Source organism: Klebsiella sp. GN_Kp190, assembly GCF_040061795.1.
Lineage (GTDB): Bacteria > Pseudomonadota > Gammaproteobacteria > Enterobacterales > Enterobacteriaceae > Klebsiella > Klebsiella michiganensis.
This window is the reverse complement of sequence record NZ_JBEAFN010000034.1, coordinates 25868-43696: the sequence shown is the minus strand read 5'-3', so window position 1 is coordinate 43696 and position 17829 is coordinate 25868. Positions and strand designations below refer to the sequence as shown.

General features: G+C 56.9%; 16 protein-coding genes. 8 read left to right on the top strand and 8 right to left on the bottom strand.

Annotated elements, in window-relative coordinates; translation table 11 throughout:
• Positions 1–68: 68 nt before the first annotated feature.
• The gene (gene ydcK / locus ABLU67_RS21045; RefSeq protein WP_025107903.1) at positions 69–1049 is read right to left on the bottom strand and encodes a YdcK family protein; all 981 of its coding nucleotides are present in this window, start codon (positions 1047–1049) and stop codon (positions 69–71) included.
• A gap of 110 nt (positions 1050–1159) precedes the next feature.
• On the opposite strand from ydcK, the gene tehA reads away from it, so the two are divergent.
• Positions 1160–2158, top strand: a complete 999-nt coding sequence (gene tehA, locus ABLU67_RS21040; protein ID WP_025107902.1) for a dicarboxylate transporter/tellurite-resistance protein TehA — start codon at positions 1160–1162, stop codon at positions 2156–2158.
• A gap of 2 nt (positions 2159–2160) precedes the next feature.
• A complete protein-coding gene (gene tehB / locus ABLU67_RS21035) occupies positions 2161–2757 on the top strand; it encodes a tellurite resistance methyltransferase TehB (protein ID WP_014229216.1) in 597 nt (198 codons plus the stop codon).
• Here tehB and pepT read toward each other — a convergent pair.
• Entirely contained in the window at positions 2754–3983 is a 1230-nt protein-coding gene (pepT, locus tag ABLU67_RS21030) for a peptidase T (protein ID WP_025107901.1), read from the bottom strand. The two genes, tehB and pepT, sit on opposite strands and share 4 nt — an antisense overlap.
• 113 nt (positions 3984–4096) lie before the next feature.
• Here pepT and ABLU67_RS21025 point away from each other — a divergent pair, with 113 nt between their 5' ends.
• Positions 4097–5689, top strand: coding sequence for an ABC transporter substrate-binding protein (locus ABLU67_RS21025; RefSeq protein WP_025107900.1), 1593 nt, complete (start codon positions 4097–4099; stop codon positions 5687–5689).
• Positions 5690–5828: 139 nt separating this feature from the next.
• Positions 5829–6497, top strand: a complete 669-nt coding sequence (locus tag ABLU67_RS21020; protein ID WP_025107899.1) for a DUF3313 domain-containing protein — start codon at positions 5829–5831, stop codon at positions 6495–6497.
• Between the two features lie 75 nt (positions 6498–6572).
• Here ABLU67_RS21020 and ABLU67_RS21015 read toward each other — a convergent pair whose 3' ends face one another.
• Positions 6573–7490, bottom strand: coding sequence for an EamA family transporter (locus ABLU67_RS21015; protein ID WP_014838374.1), 918 nt, complete (start codon positions 7488–7490; stop codon positions 6573–6575).
• Positions 7491–7672: 182 nt separating this feature from the next.
• Here ABLU67_RS21015 and ABLU67_RS21010 point away from each other — a divergent pair, with 182 nt between their 5' ends.
• Positions 7673–8539, top strand: coding sequence for an AraC family transcriptional regulator (locus tag ABLU67_RS21010; RefSeq protein ID WP_025107898.1), 867 nt, complete (start codon positions 7673–7675; stop codon positions 8537–8539).
• Here the strand turns inward: ABLU67_RS21010 and ABLU67_RS21005 are convergent.
• Positions 8519–9685, bottom strand: coding sequence for a benzoate/H(+) symporter BenE family transporter (locus ABLU67_RS21005; protein WP_154905568.1), 1167 nt, complete (start codon positions 9683–9685; stop codon positions 8519–8521). The two genes, ABLU67_RS21010 and ABLU67_RS21005, sit on opposite strands and share 21 nt — an antisense overlap.
• 178 nt (positions 9686–9863) lie before the next feature.
• On the opposite strand from ABLU67_RS21005, the gene ABLU67_RS21000 reads away from it, so the two are divergent.
• Both ABLU67_RS21000 and ABLU67_RS20995 read left to right on the top strand, forming a co-directional pair.
• Positions 9864–10394 carry an XRE family transcriptional regulator gene (locus tag ABLU67_RS21000; RefSeq protein WP_014229223.1) on the top strand — a complete coding sequence of 177 codons (531 nt, stop codon included), beginning with the start codon at positions 9864–9866 and terminating at the stop codon, positions 10392–10394.
• 248 nt (positions 10395–10642) lie between these two features.
• The gene (locus tag ABLU67_RS20995; RefSeq protein WP_032693487.1) at positions 10643–12607 is read left to right on the top strand and encodes a U32 family peptidase; all 1965 of its coding nucleotides are present in this window, start codon (positions 10643–10645) and stop codon (positions 12605–12607) included.
• 11 nt (positions 12608–12618) lie between these two features.
• Here the strand turns inward: ABLU67_RS20995 and ABLU67_RS20990 are convergent, their stop codons facing one another.
• The 4 genes from ABLU67_RS20990 to ABLU67_RS20975 all read right to left on the bottom strand — a co-directional run bounded on the left by ABLU67_RS20990 (position 12619) and on the right by ABLU67_RS20975 (position 15554).
• Positions 12619–12852 carry a DUF2554 family protein gene (locus ABLU67_RS20990; RefSeq protein WP_004850586.1) on the bottom strand — a complete coding sequence of 78 codons (234 nt, stop codon included), beginning with the start codon at positions 12850–12852 and terminating at the stop codon, positions 12619–12621.
• A 169-nt stretch (positions 12853–13021) separates the two neighbouring features.
• Entirely contained in the window at positions 13022–13147 is a 126-nt protein-coding gene (locus tag ABLU67_RS20985) for a DUF2474 domain-containing protein (RefSeq protein WP_064572360.1), read from the bottom strand.
• Positions 13147–14157, bottom strand: a complete 1011-nt coding sequence (gene cydB / locus ABLU67_RS20980) for a cytochrome d ubiquinol oxidase subunit II (RefSeq protein WP_004850589.1) — start codon at positions 14155–14157, stop codon at positions 13147–13149. Before cydB ends, ABLU67_RS20985 begins: the two co-directional genes overlap by 1 nt.
• Positions 14157–15554, bottom strand: coding sequence for a cytochrome ubiquinol oxidase subunit I (locus ABLU67_RS20975; protein WP_181250960.1), 1398 nt, complete (start codon positions 15552–15554; stop codon positions 14157–14159). Before ABLU67_RS20975 ends, cydB begins: the two co-directional genes overlap by 1 nt.
• A gap of 785 nt (positions 15555–16339) precedes the next feature.
• On the opposite strand from ABLU67_RS20975, the gene ABLU67_RS20970 reads away from it, so the two are divergent.
• Complete coding sequence (locus tag ABLU67_RS20970; RefSeq protein WP_004850592.1) at positions 16340–17752, top strand: PLP-dependent aminotransferase family protein; 1413 nt, start codon at positions 16340–16342, stop codon at positions 17750–17752.
• Positions 17753–17829 lie beyond the last annotated feature (77 nt).

Below are 17829 nucleotides of genomic sequence, written 5' to 3'. Positions count from 1 at the left end.
TGAGATGTAGCCCGGGGAACAGCGCGCAGGGGCCTGAAGCTGATAAACCACGCGGTCGGGAGCAAAGGTTATAGAAAGCCGACAATGGGCGTGCGGGTAAAAAGTTCGTCGCCGTTTATCACTTTCTCCCCTCTGATAGAAATGGCGTCGCCCGCGCTGGCTTCAATTCGCGCTCTATCGCCGATCGTCACCTGATGTTCAATCACCACATCGCCGCAAATCACCGCATGCCCTTCAATTAACACGCTATCGTCCAGCAGAATCGGCCCGCCGCGCAGGTGCGCATGCCCGCCGACCATCACCCGATGCTTCAGCAGGCAGTTGCCTTCGACCACCGCGTGCTCCGCCACCTGCGAGCTGTAGCGCAGGGTGGGGATGGCGTCCTCTTCCCGCCCGGCGATAATCCTCGCGTGGCCATAAACTCGCGCGTTATCGCAGACCCAGACGTCGTTTTCGTCGTTACCCTCCAGCCGCGCGCAATCGAAGATTTCCGCCCGATGCTCAACAAACGCGTGTTCGACAAACGCGTCGCCGTAAACTTGCGCCTGGTGAACGATGCGCGAAGCGCTGACCGTTGCCCGCTGATAAATGCGCAGGATTTTGTCGCTGTCGGCGGTCAGACCCTGGGCGGCGATAATAAGCGAGTGGGGGAGGATCTGCGCATTGTCGGCCAGGTGACAATAACCCCGAATCTGCGAATGCGAAACGGTGACGTTGTCACTTATTCGCGCGCAGTGGCTTGCCTGCACGCTGTCCAGTCGCGCGTTATCGCTGACGATGGCGCCATGGCTGATAATGCACTCGCCGGTTAAGCGGGCATTGCCCTCGATTTTCGCACCGGCAAACACCGCGCTATTCGGGTCATAAATCCAGCACTCGCCTTCGTGGCTCAGGGCTGCTTCATTGTCCAGCCAGCCGCCTTCATCGCCGCGCTTCACGTCAGCGAAATCGCGTAAGGCGACAATTTGCCGCAGATTGACGCTATGTTTGTTTCCGTCGGCGTCATAGTGAAACTGGCGAACCTTCTCGCTGAGGTAATATTTGCGCATCTGCCTTTCTCATTACGTATGGTTAACATAAACATAGCAAAAAACGCCGTAGCGCGTTTTTGAAGGTTCCTTTAGAATGCAACTTAAGATAAATTGAAAATTTAAACAAAATGAATAAAAAGCTGGGCACAAGCCGGGTGCTGAATCTCCCGGCGGGCTATTTTGGTATGGTTCTGGGCATTATCGGCATGGGCTTCGCCTGGCGCTACGCCAGCACGATCTGGCCGGTGAGCCGGATCGTCGGCGACGGTCTGGTGGTCACGGCGACGGTCATCTGGGCGCTGCTGGCGCTGGCGTTTATCAGCCGGGCGGTCCGTTTCCCGCACAGCGTACTGCAGGAGATGCGCCATCCGGTGGCCAGCAGTTTTGTCAGCCTGTTTCCGGCGACGACCATGCTGGTGGCCATCGGCTTTGTTCCCTGGCTGCGGCCGCTCTCGCTGGTGTTATTCGCGATTGGCGTAGTGCTGCAGCTAAGCTATGCGGCCTGGCAGAGCGCCGGGCTATGGCGGGGGAAGCATCCCAATGAGGCGACCACCCCGGGTCTCTATCTGCCGGCGGTGGCGAATAACTTTATCAGCGCCATGGCCTGCGGCGCGCTGGGCTTTACCGACGCCGGTCTGGTGTTTCTTGGCGCCGGCTTATTCTCCTGGCTTAGCCTTGAACCGGTGATTCTGCAGCGCCTGCGCAGCGACGGCGAACTGCCGATGGCCATGCGCACCGCCCTCGGCATTCAGCTGGCGCCGGCGCTGGTGGCGTGCAGCGCCTGGCTGAGCGTGAACGGCGGCGAGGCGGATACCTTCGCTAAGCTGCTGTTCGGCTATGGTCTGCTGCAGCTGCTGTTTATGCTGCGCCTGATGCCGTGGTACCTGCGCCAGCCGTTTAACGCCTCGTTCTGGAGCTTCTCGTTCGGCATCTCCGCGCTGGCGACCACCGGCCTGCATCTCGGTCATCAGCATCCGGACGGCTTTTTCCATACTCTCGCGCTCCCGCTGTTTCTCTTCACCAATCTGATCGTCGGGCTGCTGCTGATTCGTACCTTCCTGCTGCTGATGCGCGGTAAACTGCTGATTCGCGTTGAGCGCGACACATTATTAAAAAATAAGGATTAACCATGACGCTTCGTGACGAAAATTACTTCACCGATAAATACGGGATGACCCGCACCCACTCTGAGGTGCTGCACGCCGCCACCCTGATCGCGCCGGGCAAGGCGCTGGATCTGGGCTGCGGCAACGGGCGCAATAGCCTCTACCTCGCGGCCAACGGGTTTGATGTCACCGCGTGGGATAAAAATCCGGCCAGCATCGGAAATCTTGAGCGCATTCGTCAGGCGGAAGGGCTGGAGAATCTGCGGACGGCGATTAAGGACCTTAACGCCCTCAGCTTTGACGGCGAGTATGACTTTATTCTTTCGACCGTGGTGATGATGTTCCTCGACGCGAAGACCATCCCGGGTCTGATTGCTAACATGCAGCGCTGCACCAGACCCGGCGGCTACAATCTGATTGTTGCGGCTATGGATACCGACGATTATCCGTGCAGCGTCGGCTTCCCGTTCGCGTTTAAACCGGGAGAGCTGCGCAATAATTATGAAGGCTGGACGTTACTCAAATATAACGAAGACGTCGGTGAACTCCACCGCACCGACGCCAGCGGGAACCGGATTAAGCTGCGTTTCGCCACGATGCTGGCGCGCAAACCGGCTTAACGCGCCGCTAACAGGCAGAGCTGTAATGCGGTCTGATAAGAGGCCTCAAAGGCGCGCAGCGGCAGAAACTCAAATTTCGAGTGGAAGTTGTGCGCGCCGGTAAAGAAGTTGGGCGTTAATACGCCTTTTGCCGACAGGGCCGCGCCGTCGGTGCCGCCGCGCATCGGCGTCGGTTTCGGCGTAATGCCTAAGCTTTCCATCGCTTCGAACATCAGATCAACGGCGCGGCGGTCTTCGCCGATGGCATTGCTGATGTTGCTATAGGTATCGCTGATGTGAAATTCCACCTTTCCGGTCGGATACTGCGCGGCGATTTTCTGCGCCACCTCGCTAATTTGCTGCTTACGGCGATGAAAACTTTCGAGGTCGAAATCGCGAATGCTGGCCTGCAGCAGGGTGCTGTTCTGATCGCCCTGGATACCGTTGAACCAAACGTAGCCCTCGCGTCCGGCGGTATGCTCCGGCGTTTGCTGGCGATCGAAATGGCTCATGTAATCCGTGGCCATCAGCAGCGGGTTCACCAGCACCCCCTTTGACGACATAGGGTGAGCGGTCACGCCGGTAAAGCGAATCTCCGCCGCGGCGGCGTTAAAGTTCTCATAGACGATTTCGCCGAGCTCGCAGCAGTCGATGGTCCAGGCAAAATCGACGGCAAAGCGCGCGAGATCCAGCGCCTTCGCGCCGCGCAGGCCCACTTCTTCATCCGGCACAAACGCGACCACGATGTCGCCGTGGCGGTGTTCCGCCGTCAGGTTTTCCAGCACCGTCATCACCACCGTAACGGCGGACTTGTTATCCGCCCCGAGCACGCTGGTGCCGTCGCTGAAAATAATCTCTTCATTGGGATAAGCGAGGATTTCCGGATGTTCCGCAACGCGCAGCCAGATATCTTTATCCCTGTTCAAACAGAGATCTTCACCAGTAAAACGCAGAATTTGTGGATGAATATCCGGCGACAAACCGACGTCAACGGTATCGATGTGGGTAATAAAGCCAATCCGCGGCGCGCCTGCGACGTTGCCCTTTTTCACCGCCGTGACGGTGGCGCGCTCGTCAATCACAATCTCATCCAGCCCCAGCAGGCGTAGCTCATCCGCAAGGGCCTGCGCCATCGCGTGTTGCCCGGCGGTGGTAGGCAGCGTCGTGGCTCGCGGGTCGCTTTGGCTGGTTATCGCCAGGTAGCGAAAGAAGCGTTGGGTTAATTGACTGGCCAGGGCTGATGACATAGTGATTCCTTCTTTATTCGAGTTTTCAGGTGTTTGCAATCAGGCTTTAGTGTTATGTATGGAAGGGAAAACAACAAGCTATTCATTAGCTGACAAATGAAAAAGGAAAACCTATGCAACGCAGATTCACGACGCTTGCTCTGGCGTTAGCGGCCCTGACGGCCAGCTCGGCCATTAGCGCAAAAACGCTGGTCTACTGCTCAGAAGGATCGCCGGAAAACTTTAACCCGCAACTCTACACCTCCGGGACCAGCGTGGACGCCAGCGCGGTGCCGGTCTATAACCGACTGGTCGATTTCAAAGCCGGTACCACAGAACTGGTGCCGAGCCTCGCCGAAAGCTGGGAAGTCAGCGAAGATGGGAAAGTTTATACTTTTCATTTACGCAAAGGCGTTAAATTCCAGAGTAATAAATATTTTAAACCCAGCCGCGATTTTAATGCCGACGACGTTATTTTTTCGTTTATGCGGCAAAAAGATCCTCACCATCCTTATCATAATATCTCCAGCGGCAATTACTCCAATTTTGAAAGCCTGGAATTTGGCCAGTTAATTACCGCGATTGATAAGCCTGATGAATATACGGTGCGTTTCACGCTGGCCCATCCCGAAGCGCCCTTTGTGGCCGATCTTGCCTGGTATTTCGCTTCTATTTTATCGGCGGAATATGCCGATGCGATGCTAAAAGCCGGCACGCCAGAGCGCGTGGATATGGACCCGATTGGTACCGGACCTTTCAAACTCGCGCAATATCAAAAAGATTCCCGAATTCTTTTCACCGCGTTCCCGGAATACTGGCAGGGGAAGGCGCATATCGATCGTCTCATTTTTAGTATCACGCCGGACGCCTCGGTGCGCTACGCCAAGCTGGAGAAAAACGAGTGTCAGGTGATGCCGTTCCCCAATCCGGCCGACCTGCCGCGAATGAAAGAGAACAACGCGATCAACCTGATGAGCAAAGCGGGCCTTAACACCGGTTTCCTGGCGTTTAACACCCAAAAAGCGCCGCTGGACAACGTTAAGGTGCGTCAGGCCCTGGCGATGGCGATCAATAAACCGGCGATCATTGAAGCGGTGTTCCACGGTACCGGTACGGCGGCGAAAAACCTGCTGCCGCCGGGCGTATGGAGCGCGGATAGCCAGCTGAAGGATTATGACTACGACCCGCAGAAAGCCAAAGCGCTGCTGGCGGAATCGGGCGTTGCGGGGCCAATTACCATCGATCTGTGGGCGATGCCGGTGCAGCGACCCTATAACCCGAACGCCAAACGCATGGCCGAAATGATCCAGGCCGACTGGGCGAAAATTGGCGTGCAAACGAAAATCACAACCTATGAGTGGGGTGAATACTTAAAGCGGGTGAAGGATGGCGAACATCAGGCGGCGCTGATGGGCTGGACGACCGCGACCGGCGATCCGGATAACTTCTTCGGCCCACTCTTTACCTGCCAGTCGGCGAACGGCGGGTCAAACTCGGCAAAATGGTGCTATCAGCCGTTTGATAAAATTATCGCCGAGGCAAAATCGATAACCGATCGCCAAAAACGCGAAGCGCTCTATCGCCAGGCGCAGCAGATGATGCATGACCAGATGCCGGCAGTCATGATTGCCCACTCGACAATATTTGAACCGGTGCGTAAAAACGTGTCAGGCTACGAAATAGACCCCTTCGGCAAGCATATTTTTTATCAGGTTGATATCAGATAAACAGCCAATCACGGCCCGCCGGTAACGGCGGGTTTATTTTTTCCAGCTACTTGACGTAGCACCGCTTTTGCCACAAAACTTACCCCTGTTATTTGCTATAACTCTTGCCGATAAATGGTATTCACAGGGATTAACCTATATGCGTACTCCGTTATTTTTTAAAGTCGCCGCGCTTGCTGGCCTGTTAGCATTGGCCGGCTGCTCATCCAAAATCGCTCAGCCGGAACAATATTCGGGATTTTTAAAAGATTACTCTAACTTAAAAGAAACCACCTCGGCGTCCGGCAAACCGGAACTGCGCTGGATTTCGCCGGATTACAATCCGAGCAACTATGACAATATCGTCTATAACCCGATCACCTATTACCCGGTACCAAAACCCACCACCCAGGTGGGCGAGAAGGCGCTCAGGGATATCCTGAATTACACCAATAAAGAGATGAAACAGGCTATTTCCGAGCGTAAACCGCTGGCAACCACCCCGGGCAAGCGCAGCCTGATCTTCCGCGGCGCCATCACCGGCGTGGATTCCAGCAAAGAAGGGCTGCAGTTCTACGAAGTGATTCCGGTGGCGATGATTATCGCCGGTACGCAGGCGGCAACGGGCCACCGTACCATGGACACCAACCTGTTTTTTGAAGGGGAGCTGATTGATGCGGCGACCAAAAAGCCGGTTATCAAAGTGGTCCGTAAGGGCGAAGGTAAAAACCTGTCCAACGAAAATACGCCGCTCACCGTCGAGACCCTGAAGCAGGTCATTGATGATATGGCGATTGACGCGGTGAAATTCGACCCCAATAACCGTTAATCAGGCGTATCCGTGAATAAAGGCGCTAGTGGTTGATAGCGCCTTTTTCATTTCTCCTCGACGGCAGCGCGAGCGTCAGCAGCGATCCGAGCGAACCCAGGCCAGCCTGCGCCGCAGCAGCCACTGCTCCGGGCGAGCGAACATCACCAGATTTCCGACCAGGATCAGCGCCAGTCCTGCCACGGCGCTACTGTGCCAGACGTAACCTTCATAAAAAGTCGAAATGGTCAGCGCGACGAGTGGAAACAGCAGGGTGCTGTATGCCGCTTTACCCGCGCCGATTCGCCCCACCAGCGTAAAATAGGCGCCAAAAGCAATCACCGAGCCAAACACGGCGAGATACAGTAGCGCGCCCATATAGCTGAGGGTCCACTGCGGCGCGAAATTATCACCGCGAACCAGCGCGATCGCGCCCATGACCAGGGTGCCGTAAAGCATGGCCCAGCTGTTGGTGGTCAACGTCTCCAGACCGCGGCGCTGGTGGCGGATGCTGAGCATATTGCCGAGCGAAAACCCATAGGTGCCCAATGCGCTGAGGGCAATACCCAGCAGGAGCGAGGCGTTCAGGCCGCTGGCCCATAAATCATCCCAGAATAGCGTCACGATCCCCGCCAGCCCCAGCGCGGCGGCCAGCCAGAATCGGCCCGGAGGCTGCTGGCGATAGAAGAGAAAGCTATTGATGGCGTTAAACAACACCGCCATGGAGAAGATCACCGACTCCAGCCCGGTATTGATATACGCGGCGGCGGTATAGAAACACCAGAAATTAAAGCAGAAAACGCAGCAGCCCTGTAGCAGGCAAAAGAGATGGTCGCGCGCGGCCAGCGGGCGCAGGCGGCGGGTAACCAGCAGAATGGTCAACATCGCGACGCTGGCGACGGCGAAGCGCCAGAAAATAGACACCGGCGCGGCAACCGGCCCCTGCTGCAAAAAGATAGCAATCCAGGTGGTGCCCCAGATAACCACGACCAACCCGTAGAGTAATGCGTTCAAAATGTCTCTCCTGTGAGTGTTGTACCGGTCATTTTGCGGCCCGGGCGAATTCGGCGCTGTCATCAGCTTGTCGCCGACTTGCAAATTCTTGCGCTTATTTTTCATTAGCGGCGGGGGAATGCTGGTATCTGCCGGCGACTCTTCTTAGACTAGCGATCTGCGGAATCTGAACTGTGAAGGCTATGGCTTACGGGACTTTCGAAACATTGCGTCAAAAAAATGCCGTGCTGCGGGGGACGGTGAACCTCAACTCCGGTATTCAACTGGCGGCGTGGTATAACAATCTTGATACCATCACGGTACAAAGTGACCACCATACCCTGAGCCTCTATATTGCCGATGGCTACGAAAGCTACCAAAAAACGCCCCACGGCTGGAAAAACGGCGGCGGGCCGGATCGTTTTTGCCTGATGCCGAAAGGCGATGAGAGCACCTGGGATATCCGCGGCGATCTCTCTTTTGTGCATCTTTACTGCACCGATGAGCACCTGCGCCGGGTAGGCGAGCAGATTTGGGACCGCAGCCCGGCCTCGTTCACGCTGCAGGAGAAAACGTTTTCCAGCGATGACAAAATCACCGCCGTCTACCGCCAGTTTCTCCTCGACAACGACTGGCAGCAGCAGGCGAATCAGCTAACGTTGAGTTCGGCCAGCACGCTGCTGCTCACCCACCTGATTCAGCACTATTCGAACGTTCAGTGGCGTTTACCGACGGTGACCGGCGGGCTGGCGCCGCACGTCTTGCGCAATCTGCTGGCATGGATTGAGGAGAACCTCGACCAGCCGCTCACTCTTGCCGAACTGGCGCAGGAAGCTGCGTTAAGCGAATACCATTTTGCGCGGATGTTTCGCCAGTCGATGAAGATGGCGCCGCATCAGTACGTTATGCAGCGCCGGATGGTTAAAGCGCAGGCGCTGATTAGCCAGAGTCGGCTGCCGTTAACCGATATCGCCATGGCCTGCGGTTTTAGCAGCGCCAGCCACTTCAGCAACCGGGTGAAAAGCGCCACCGGCCTGACGCCCTCGCAGCTACGCGCGGCGCAGCGTTGACAGCAAAACGTAGCTGACGCCGCCGAGAACCAGCCCCCAAAACGCTGAGCCGATACCGGCCAGCGTCACGCCGCTGGCGGTGACCAGAAACGTTACTACCGCCGCATCGCGCTCACTCTCATGATTCAATGCCTGAAACAGGCTGCCGCCGATGGTACCGAGCAGCGCCAGACCGGCAAGCATCTGGACCCATGCTATCGGCAGCGCCGACATCAACGAGGTGATTGAGCCGCCAAATATCCCCGCCAGCAGATAAAAAACGCCCGCCGCCGCCGCCGCGAGCCAGCGTTTTTGCGGGTCCGGATGGGCTTCCGGGCTCTGGCAAATCGCGGCCGTAATGGCGGCGATGCAGATCGAGTAGACCCCGAAAGGCGACAGCAGCAGCGCCAGGCCGCCGGTGACGACAATAAGCGTTGAAGCGGGGACCCGATAGCCTGAGGCCTGGAGGGTGGCGAAGCCGGGGGCGTTTTGCGACGCCATGGTGACGAGGAAAAACGGTATACCGACGCTGATCAACAGCGCCGGCGTGAATTCAGGGGCGATCCAGGAAGGGGCGACAATGCTGAAACTTATTTGTGACATTGTCACTTCTCCGCTCAATCCGGCCACCGCGCTTCCTGTCAGCAGAGCGGCGACAACCGCGAAGCGGGGAAGCCAGGCTTTGCACAGTAACCATACGGTTAACATACTGCCGCATAACAGCAGATTAGCCTGCAGGCTGGCGAAAGCCTGCATGCCAAAGCGCAGCAATATGCCGGCCAGCATCGCCGCCGCCAGCGAATGGGGAATAATCTTCATGAGCCGGGCAAATATGCCGGTGATGCCGCAAAGCACGATTAAGGCGTTGGCAAAAATAAAGACGCCAACCGCCTGGGAGAGCGTGACCCCCTGCAGGCCGCTGACCAGCAGCGCCGCGCCGGGCGTTGACCAGGCCGTCAGGATGGGCACCTTTCGCCAGACGGTGAGGGCCAGGGTGCTGATGCCCATTCCCAGACCTAAGGCGGTCATCCAGCCAGCGATTTGCGCAGCATCGGCGCCTGCCGCCGCCGCTGCCTGCCAGATAATGGCGGCAGAGCTGGCATAGCCGACCAGCACGGCGACGAAGCCGGCGAGTAGACTCGGAAAAGGGAGAGTGAAAGAGCGCATGGGGTGCCTTGTGCGTTATAACGGTCGGTATAATGTAGCATTGTGCGTTATAACGCACAACTGGCTTTTCGGCAACGCCAGACCTGGATAGCGGAGCCCGGGTGAGCGCTATACGTCAATTCCCTGTAGAATCAGGTGAATGTGCGTATAATTCCTTCAGATATTATTGGGAGGTTGAATGGATATTGCGCAACACCTGTCGGCAACGTTAAAAACGCTGCGCCAGCAGCGCGGCTGGAGCCTGTCGCGCCTGGCGGAAGAGACCGGCGTGTCGAAGGCCATGCTGGGCCAGATTGAACGCAACGAATCCAGCCCGACGGTAGCGACGTTATGGAAAATCGCCACCGGGCTTAACGTGCCGTTTTCCGCCTTTATCGTTGCCGATGAGGCCGGTGAACCGACGGCATTTGATCCCCAGCAGCAGGCCATGGTGGTCACGCCGCTATTCCCTTGGGACCCGGTGCTGCGCTTCGATCACTTCTCCATCACCCTGGCCCCGGGCGCGCTGAGTGAGTCAACGCCGCATGAGCAAGGGGTTATCGAACATGTGGTGGTGATTAGCGGCGTGCTGGATCTTTGCCTGCAGGACAGCTGGCAATCGCTGCAGCCAGGGGAAGGGCGGCGTTTCGCCGGCGATTTAGCGCACGCCTATCGCAATAGCGGTGGGCAGACTGCCCATTTTCATTCGCTGATCCACTACCCGAAATAAAAAAGCCGCGAGTAAACTCGCGGCCAGGCAAATGACTGAGACAACAAATCACAACGTGACGAGGAAAATCCGGAATACGTGATGACTCTATCCTTAGGCACTTTTTCTGGGAAATATCTTTTCCTTCAATGCTTTGCTAAAAACTGAAAATTCCTTCCGCGGCGGCGATGGAAAATGTTTTGGTCTGCGCCAGGTTCTGACTACAATAGCCGCCATTTCGACCCCCTATAATGGATAACGACGAGCGTATGCGCCTGCAAAACCATCATCTTGAACTACTGAGTCCTGCCCGCGATGCCGGGATCGCCCGTGAAGCGATTTTACACGGCGCGGATGCGGTCTACATCGGCGGGCCGGGCTTTGGCGCGCGCCACAACGCCAGCAACAGCCTGAGCGATATCGCCGGTCTGGTACCGTTTGCCCATCGCTACGGCGCGAAAGTGTTCGTGACCCTGAACACCATTCTTCATGATGATGAGCTGGAGCCGGCGCAGCGCCTGATAACCGACCTGTATGAAACCGGCGTGGACGCGCTGATTGTCCAGGATATGGGGGTCATGGAGCTGGATATTCCGCCGATTGAGCTGCACGCCAGCACCCAGTGCGATATCCGCAGCGTTGAGAAAGCAAAATTTCTCTCCGACGTCGGCTTCAGCCAAATCGTGCTCGCCCGCGAGCTGAATCTTCAGCAGATCAAAGCGATTTACGATAACACCGACGCGACCATTGAGTTCTTCATCCACGGCGCGCTGTGCGTGGCCTATTCCGGCCAGTGCAATATTTCCCATGCTCAGACCGGGCGGAGCGCCAACCGCGGCGACTGCTCGCAGGCCTGCCGTCTGCCCTATACCCTGAAAGATGACCAGGGCCGCGTGGTGGCGTATGAAAAGCACCTGCTGTCGATGAAAGACAACGATCAGACCGCCAACCTGGCCGCGCTGATCGATGCCGGGGTACGTTCCTTCAAAATTGAAGGCCGCTACAAAGATATGAGCTATGTGAAGAACATCACCGCGCACTATCGCCAGATGCTCGACGCCATTATTGACGATCGCGGCGACCTGGCCCGCGCCTCGGCGGGGCGTACCGAACACTTCTTTGTTCCGTCAACGGATAAGACCTTCCATCGCGGCAGCACCGACTATTTTGTCAACGCGCGCAAAGGCGATATTGGCGCGTTTGACTCGCCAAAGTTTATTGGTCTGCCGGTGGGGGAAGTCCTGAAAGTCGGTAAAGATTTTCTCGACGTTGAGGTGAGCGAAACGCTGACCAACGGCGACGGCCTGAACGTGATGATCAAACGTGAAATCGTCGGCTTTCGCGCCAACACGGTGGAGAAAACCGGCGAAAACCGCTATCGCGTATGGCCGAACGAGATGCCCGCGGATTTACACAAAGTGCGTCCGCATCAGCCGTTAAACCGCAACCTCGATCATAACTGGCAGCAGGCGCTGCTGAAAACCTCCAGCGAGCGCCGCATCGCCGTCGATATCGAACTGAGCGGCTGGCAGGAGCAGCTGGTCCTGACGATGACCAGCGAAGAGGGCGTGAGCGTCACCCACACGCTGGACGGCGAGTTTGCCGAGGCGACCCAGGCGGAGAAAGCGCTGGCGAACCTGCGCGATGGCGTGGCGAAGCTCGGCCAGACCCTTTACTATTCGCGCAACGTTGAGATTAACCTGCCCGGCGCGCTGTTCGTGCCAAACAGTCTGCTGAACCAGCTGCGCCGTGAAACGGCGGAAATGCTTGATGATGCGCGTCTGAAGGCCGTGGTGCGCGGCAGCCGCAAGCCGGTTTCGGTGCCGCCGCCGGTCTATCCGGAAACGCATCTGTCGTTTCTGGCTAACGTCTACAACCACAAAGCGCGCGAGTTTTATCAACGTTACGGCGTCCAGCTGATCGACGCCGCCTATGAAGCTCATGAAGAGAAGGGCGACGTGCCGGTCATGATTACCAAGCACTGCCTGCGCTTTGCCTTCAACCTGTGTCCGAAACAGGCCAAAGGTTCGATTAAAAGCTGGAAAGCGACGCCAATGCAGCTGATCCACGGCGATGAAGTGCTGACGCTGAAGTTTGACTGCCGCCCATGCGAAATGCACGTGGTCGGTAAGATAAAAAACCATATCCTGAAAATGCCGCTGCCGGGCAGCATCGTGGCGTCCGTGAGTCCCGATGAGCTGATGAAAACCCTGCCGAAACGCAAGGGCGCCTGATAACGAAATCGCTACTGGTAGTGATGCATTTTTGGTTTCCGCGCATTCTGCCAGTGGTGCTGCTCGCGCAGATCGGAGGCGGCGTCTTCCGCCTGGCTGCGCAGCTCGTCGCTATCGGCTTCGTGCTGTAACTGCTGTTCGAGACTCTGTACCGGGAAGAAATCGTGTCCGTGCTGGCGGGCCAGCACGTGCCCGGAAAACAGGGCGCACGCCAGCAGTAATGTTGAAACGCTTCTTCTGAACATCTCTTTTTCCATGCTTTCGGCGAATGAGGCTACTATGCCAGGGGCTGGGTGAGCTTATTACGTCGGTTGTCAAAGAAGAGAAAAGGCTTTGTCAGCATCGCCTGACGGATGGCGAAAAAAAGCCCGATGGTGTCGCCATCGGGCCGAATAACATAACGTGACGGGCGGATCAGTCCTTCAGCCCGGCGGCCGTCATCAGCAGCCGAAATCCCATGCTTACCGCCGCCAGCGCCAGTACGCTGCCTCCCCACAGGACCACCATCCATAACGTGCGCTTAAGCCATACTCGTTGCATCAGTGATACCCCTCGCCGTGTTGAACTTTGCCGCGAAAAACGTAGTAGCTCCAGAAGGTGTAGCCGAGGATCACCGGCAGAATAAGCAGCGCGCCAACCAGCATAAAGCCCTGGCTTTGCGGCGGCGCGGCGGCCTGCCAGAGGGTGATGCCCGGTGGAATAATATACGGCCAGATACTGATCCCCAGCCCGCTAAAGCCGAGAAAGATCAGCCCCAGCGTGAGGACAAACGGCAGCAGGTGGCTGGCGCTGTTGCGCAGCGCTCGCCACAGCCAGGCGCTTATCGCCGCGACCAGCAGCGGTACCGGCAGCAGGAAGAAGAGATTTGGCAAGCTAAACCAGCGCTCGGCGATGGCCGTCTGCGCCAGCGGGGTCCAGATGCTGATGGCGACAATTACCGCCAGCAGCGCCAGCAGCAAACCGCGCGCGGTCACGCGCATATTGCGGTGGAGCGCATTCTCGCTCTTCATCACCAGCCAGCTGGCGCCCAGCAGCGCATACGCAATGCACAGTCCCAGGCCGCAGAACAGGGTAAACGGCGTAAACCAGTCAAACATCCCGCCGCTGAAGCTGCGGCCGCTGACCGCGAAGCCGTTGATCACCGCGCCGACGACCATCCCCTGGGTGAAGGTGGCCAGAATCGAACCGCCCATAAAGGCGCGATCCCAGAACGGGCGGTGCGATGGCGTCGCGTTAAAGCGGAATTCAAAAGCGACGCCGCGGAAAATAAGCCCGATCAGCATCAGGGTAAGGGGGATCGCCAGCGCGTCGATAATTACCGCATAGGCCAGCGGAAAAGCGCCAAACAGGCCCGCGCCGCCGAGTACCAGCCAGGTCTCATTGCCATCCCAGACCGGCGCGACGCTGTTCACCATGACGTCGCGATCCGCCGCGTCCCGCGTGGTACTGAATAAAATGCCAATGCCCAGGTCGAAGCCGTCCATCACGATATACATCAGGGTGGCGAAGACGATGATGACAAACCAAATAACCGATAAATCGATACCCATTACCAGGACTCCTTCTGCTGTACATGGTCCGTTGCGGCGGAAAGCGGGCGGGCAGGCGTACCGGAGCCAGGCGGCTGAGCGTCCTGCGGCCCTTTGCGAATCAGACGCAGCATATAGCTATAACCGACGCCGAATACCGAAGCGTAGACGACGATAAACGTCAGCAGACTGATGGACATATGCAGGTCGCCGTGAGCGGAGACGGCATCTGCGGTACGCTGTACGCCGTAGACGACCCACGGCTGGCGGCCCACCTCGGTGGTCACCCAGCCCGCGAGGATAGCGATAAGCCCCGATGGCCCCATCCATAGCGCAAAGCGTAAAAAGGGTCGGGAGTGATAGAGGCGACCGCGATAGCGCAGCCACAGGGCCAGCGCGCCGAGCAGGATCATCAGCATGCCGAGGCCGGCCATCAGACGGAAGGACCAGAACACGATGGTGGCGTTAGGGCGATCTTCCGCCGCGAACTCTTTCAGCGCGGGAACCTGTTTATCCAGGCTGTGGGTGAGGATCAGGCTGCCGAGGGCCGGGATTTCCAGACCATAGCGCGTCCGTTCCTGCTGCATATCCGGCCAGCCGAACAGCAGCAGCGGGGTGGGTTCTCCGGGGATATTCTCCCAGTGACCCTCGATAGCGGCGATTTTCGCCGGCTGGTGCTTGAGCGTATTCAGCCCGTGCATATCGCCAATCATGGCCTGAACCGGGGCGACAATCAGCGTCATCCACAGCGCCATGGAGAACATCGCGCGAACGGCGGGCGTGTTGTTGCCGCGCAGCAGGTGCCAGGCTGCCGATGCGCCGACGAACAGCGCGCTGCTGAGAAAGGCCGCCACCGACATATGCAGCAGACGGTAGGGAAACGACGGGTTAAAGATAACCGCGAACCAGTCCACCGGCACCACCTGGCCATTGACGATCTCAAACCCCTGCGGCGTTTGCATCCAGCTATTGGACGCGAGGATCCAGAAGGTGGAGATTATCGTCCCCAGCGCCACCATGCAGGTGGCGAAGAAGTGCAGGCCCGGCCCGACGCGGTTCCAGCCGAACAGCATGACGCCGAGGAATCCGGCTTCAAGGAAGAAGGCGGTCAGAACTTCGTAGGTCAGCAGCGGGCCGGTTATGCTCCCGGCAAACTCGGAGAATCCGCTCCAGTTGGTACCAAACTGGTAGGCCATGACCAGACCTGAGACCACTCCCATGCCGAAGTTGACGGCGAAGATTTTCGACCAGAAGTGGTAGAGCGAGCGCCAGGTCGGGTTTTTCGTTTTTAACCATAAGCCTTCGAGAACCGCCAGGTAGCTGGCTAACCCGATGGTGATGGCGGGGAAGATGATATGAAATGACACGGTGAAGGCGAACTGGATCCGCGCCAGGTGGAATGCATCAAGACCGAACATGCAGAACTCCGCAATAAAATTGATTCAGCGCAATTCTAGGCCTCCGCTATGGCGGATAGCAGGAACAGAAACCCTGTTTTTATCTATAACAGTTATGGATTTGAGTTTCGGTTATCTTGTGATAAATCCTTTTTTTCTAAAATCAAGCTATTTCACACCCGCGGATAGTATGTTATTTTAATTAGACGTTAGCGCTGCAAGTCAGCATTTAAACGTTCCTTTGGGTAAGCAATATTTATATATCTATTATAAATATAGATGTGCTGAATAATTCATAAATTGTGTATCAATCCTACAATAAAATAATTGATTGTTTTTACTGCACGCACGTATGCCTTCATTAACGCTGGTTTCGTATGCTGTGGGTTTTAATCTGGGATTTTAACTCAGCCTGATTTGAGCGCTGAGTTAAGGATATGTTTAATACATACCCGTAATTTTATGGGTTGTTATTGGATAGTGTATTTATTGATTATATTTTACAGAGGATGTGATTGTGTCGACTAATGGACTTCGTAGCTTATGTACTGTTTTGTTAATTATGACTTTTTTCTGGATACTGGTTGTTAGTGGGATGGTTATGCTATTTTAAATAATAGCTTATCGTTTAATCACCTGAGTTTATTCTGCATCAGATGAATATATGAGCAATAAACGAATGGCTTAGCTGTAAGTAATTCGTGCTATCGCCAATGCCAATCTTTGTAAATAGGTCAGTATATAAATACTGGCCTATTTTATAAACTGATATACAATTGTGCTGACATTTTCTTGCGGATTGTTATATGAAAAAGTACCAGCAGCTGGCGCAGCAGATTACCGAACAGATTGGCCTTGGGGTGTGGTTACCCGGCGACCGGCTGCCCTCACTGCGGGAACAGGTGGTCAGCAGCGGGATGAGTTTCATGACCGTCAGCCACGCCTACCAGCTGCTGGAAAGCCAGGGCCGGATCATTGCCCGCCCGCAGTCCGGCTATTATGTCGCGCCGCAGCCGATCAAACAGCGTCAGCCTGAGCCGCCCGCCCAGGTGACGCGCGATGAGTCCGTTGATATCAATACCTACATCTTCGAGGTGCTGCAGGCCAGCCGTCAGGCGTCCATGCTGCCCTTTGCCTCCGCTTTTCCCGATCCGCGCCTGTTTCCGCTGCCGCAGCTTAACCGCTCTCTGGCGCAGGTCAGCAAAACCGCCACCGCCATGAGCGTGATTGAAAACCTGCCGCCGGGGAATGATGAACTCCGCCATGCCATTGCCCGCCGCTACGCGCTGCAGGGAATGAATATCTCGCCGGATGAAATCGTCATCACCGCCGGAGCGCTGGAGGCGTTGAACCTTAGCCTGCAGGCCGTTACTGAACCGGGCGATTGGGTCGTTGTGGAAAACCCCTGCTTCTACGGGGCGCTGCAGGCGCTGGAGAGGCTGCGCCTGAAGGCGCTGTCGGTGGCGACCGATGTCAAAGAGGGCATTGACCTCGACGCGCTGGAGCAGGCGTTGCAGAATTACCCGGTTAAAGCCTGCTGGCTGATGACCAACGGGCAAAATCCGCTCGGCTTTACCCTCAGCGCGGAGAAAAAAACGCAGCTGGTCGCGCTGCTGGCGCGCTACAAGGTGATGCTGATTGAAGATGATGTCTACAGCGAGCTCTATTTCGGCCGCGAGAAACCGCTGCCGGCAAAGTACTGGGATCGCGACGATATGACGCTGCACTGCAGCTCTTTTTCCAAGTGCCTGGTGCCCGGGTTCCGCATTGGTTGGGTGGCGGCGGGCAGGCACGCCCGACGCATTCAGCAGCTACAGCTGATGAGCACGCTCTCAACCAGTTCACCCATGCAGCTGGCGCTGGTGGATTACCTCTCGACCAAGCGCTATGACGCCCATTTGCGGCGTTTGCGCCGCCAGCTTGCCGAGCGCAAGCAGCTGGCCTGGCAGGCGCTGCTGCGCCATCTGCCCGCTGAGGTGAAAATCCATCATAGCGACAGCGGCTATTTTCTCTGGCTTGAGCTCCCCGCCGGGAGCGACGCGGGGGAGCTGAGCGCCCGCGCGCTGGCGTATAATATCAGCATTGCGCCGGGGAAAATGTTTTCCACCTCCGCCAGCTGGACCGCATTTTTTCGCTTTAATACCGCGTGGGGCTGGGGCGAAAGAGAGGAGCAGGGGGTTAAGCGGCTGGGCGAACTGATTCGCGAGATGCTGGCGTAGCTGGGATGGCGGTCCGCTTGCCCGGGCAGGGGAAGTTTATTGGCGCCCGGGCAAGCGCAGAATATCCCTGACCGGTC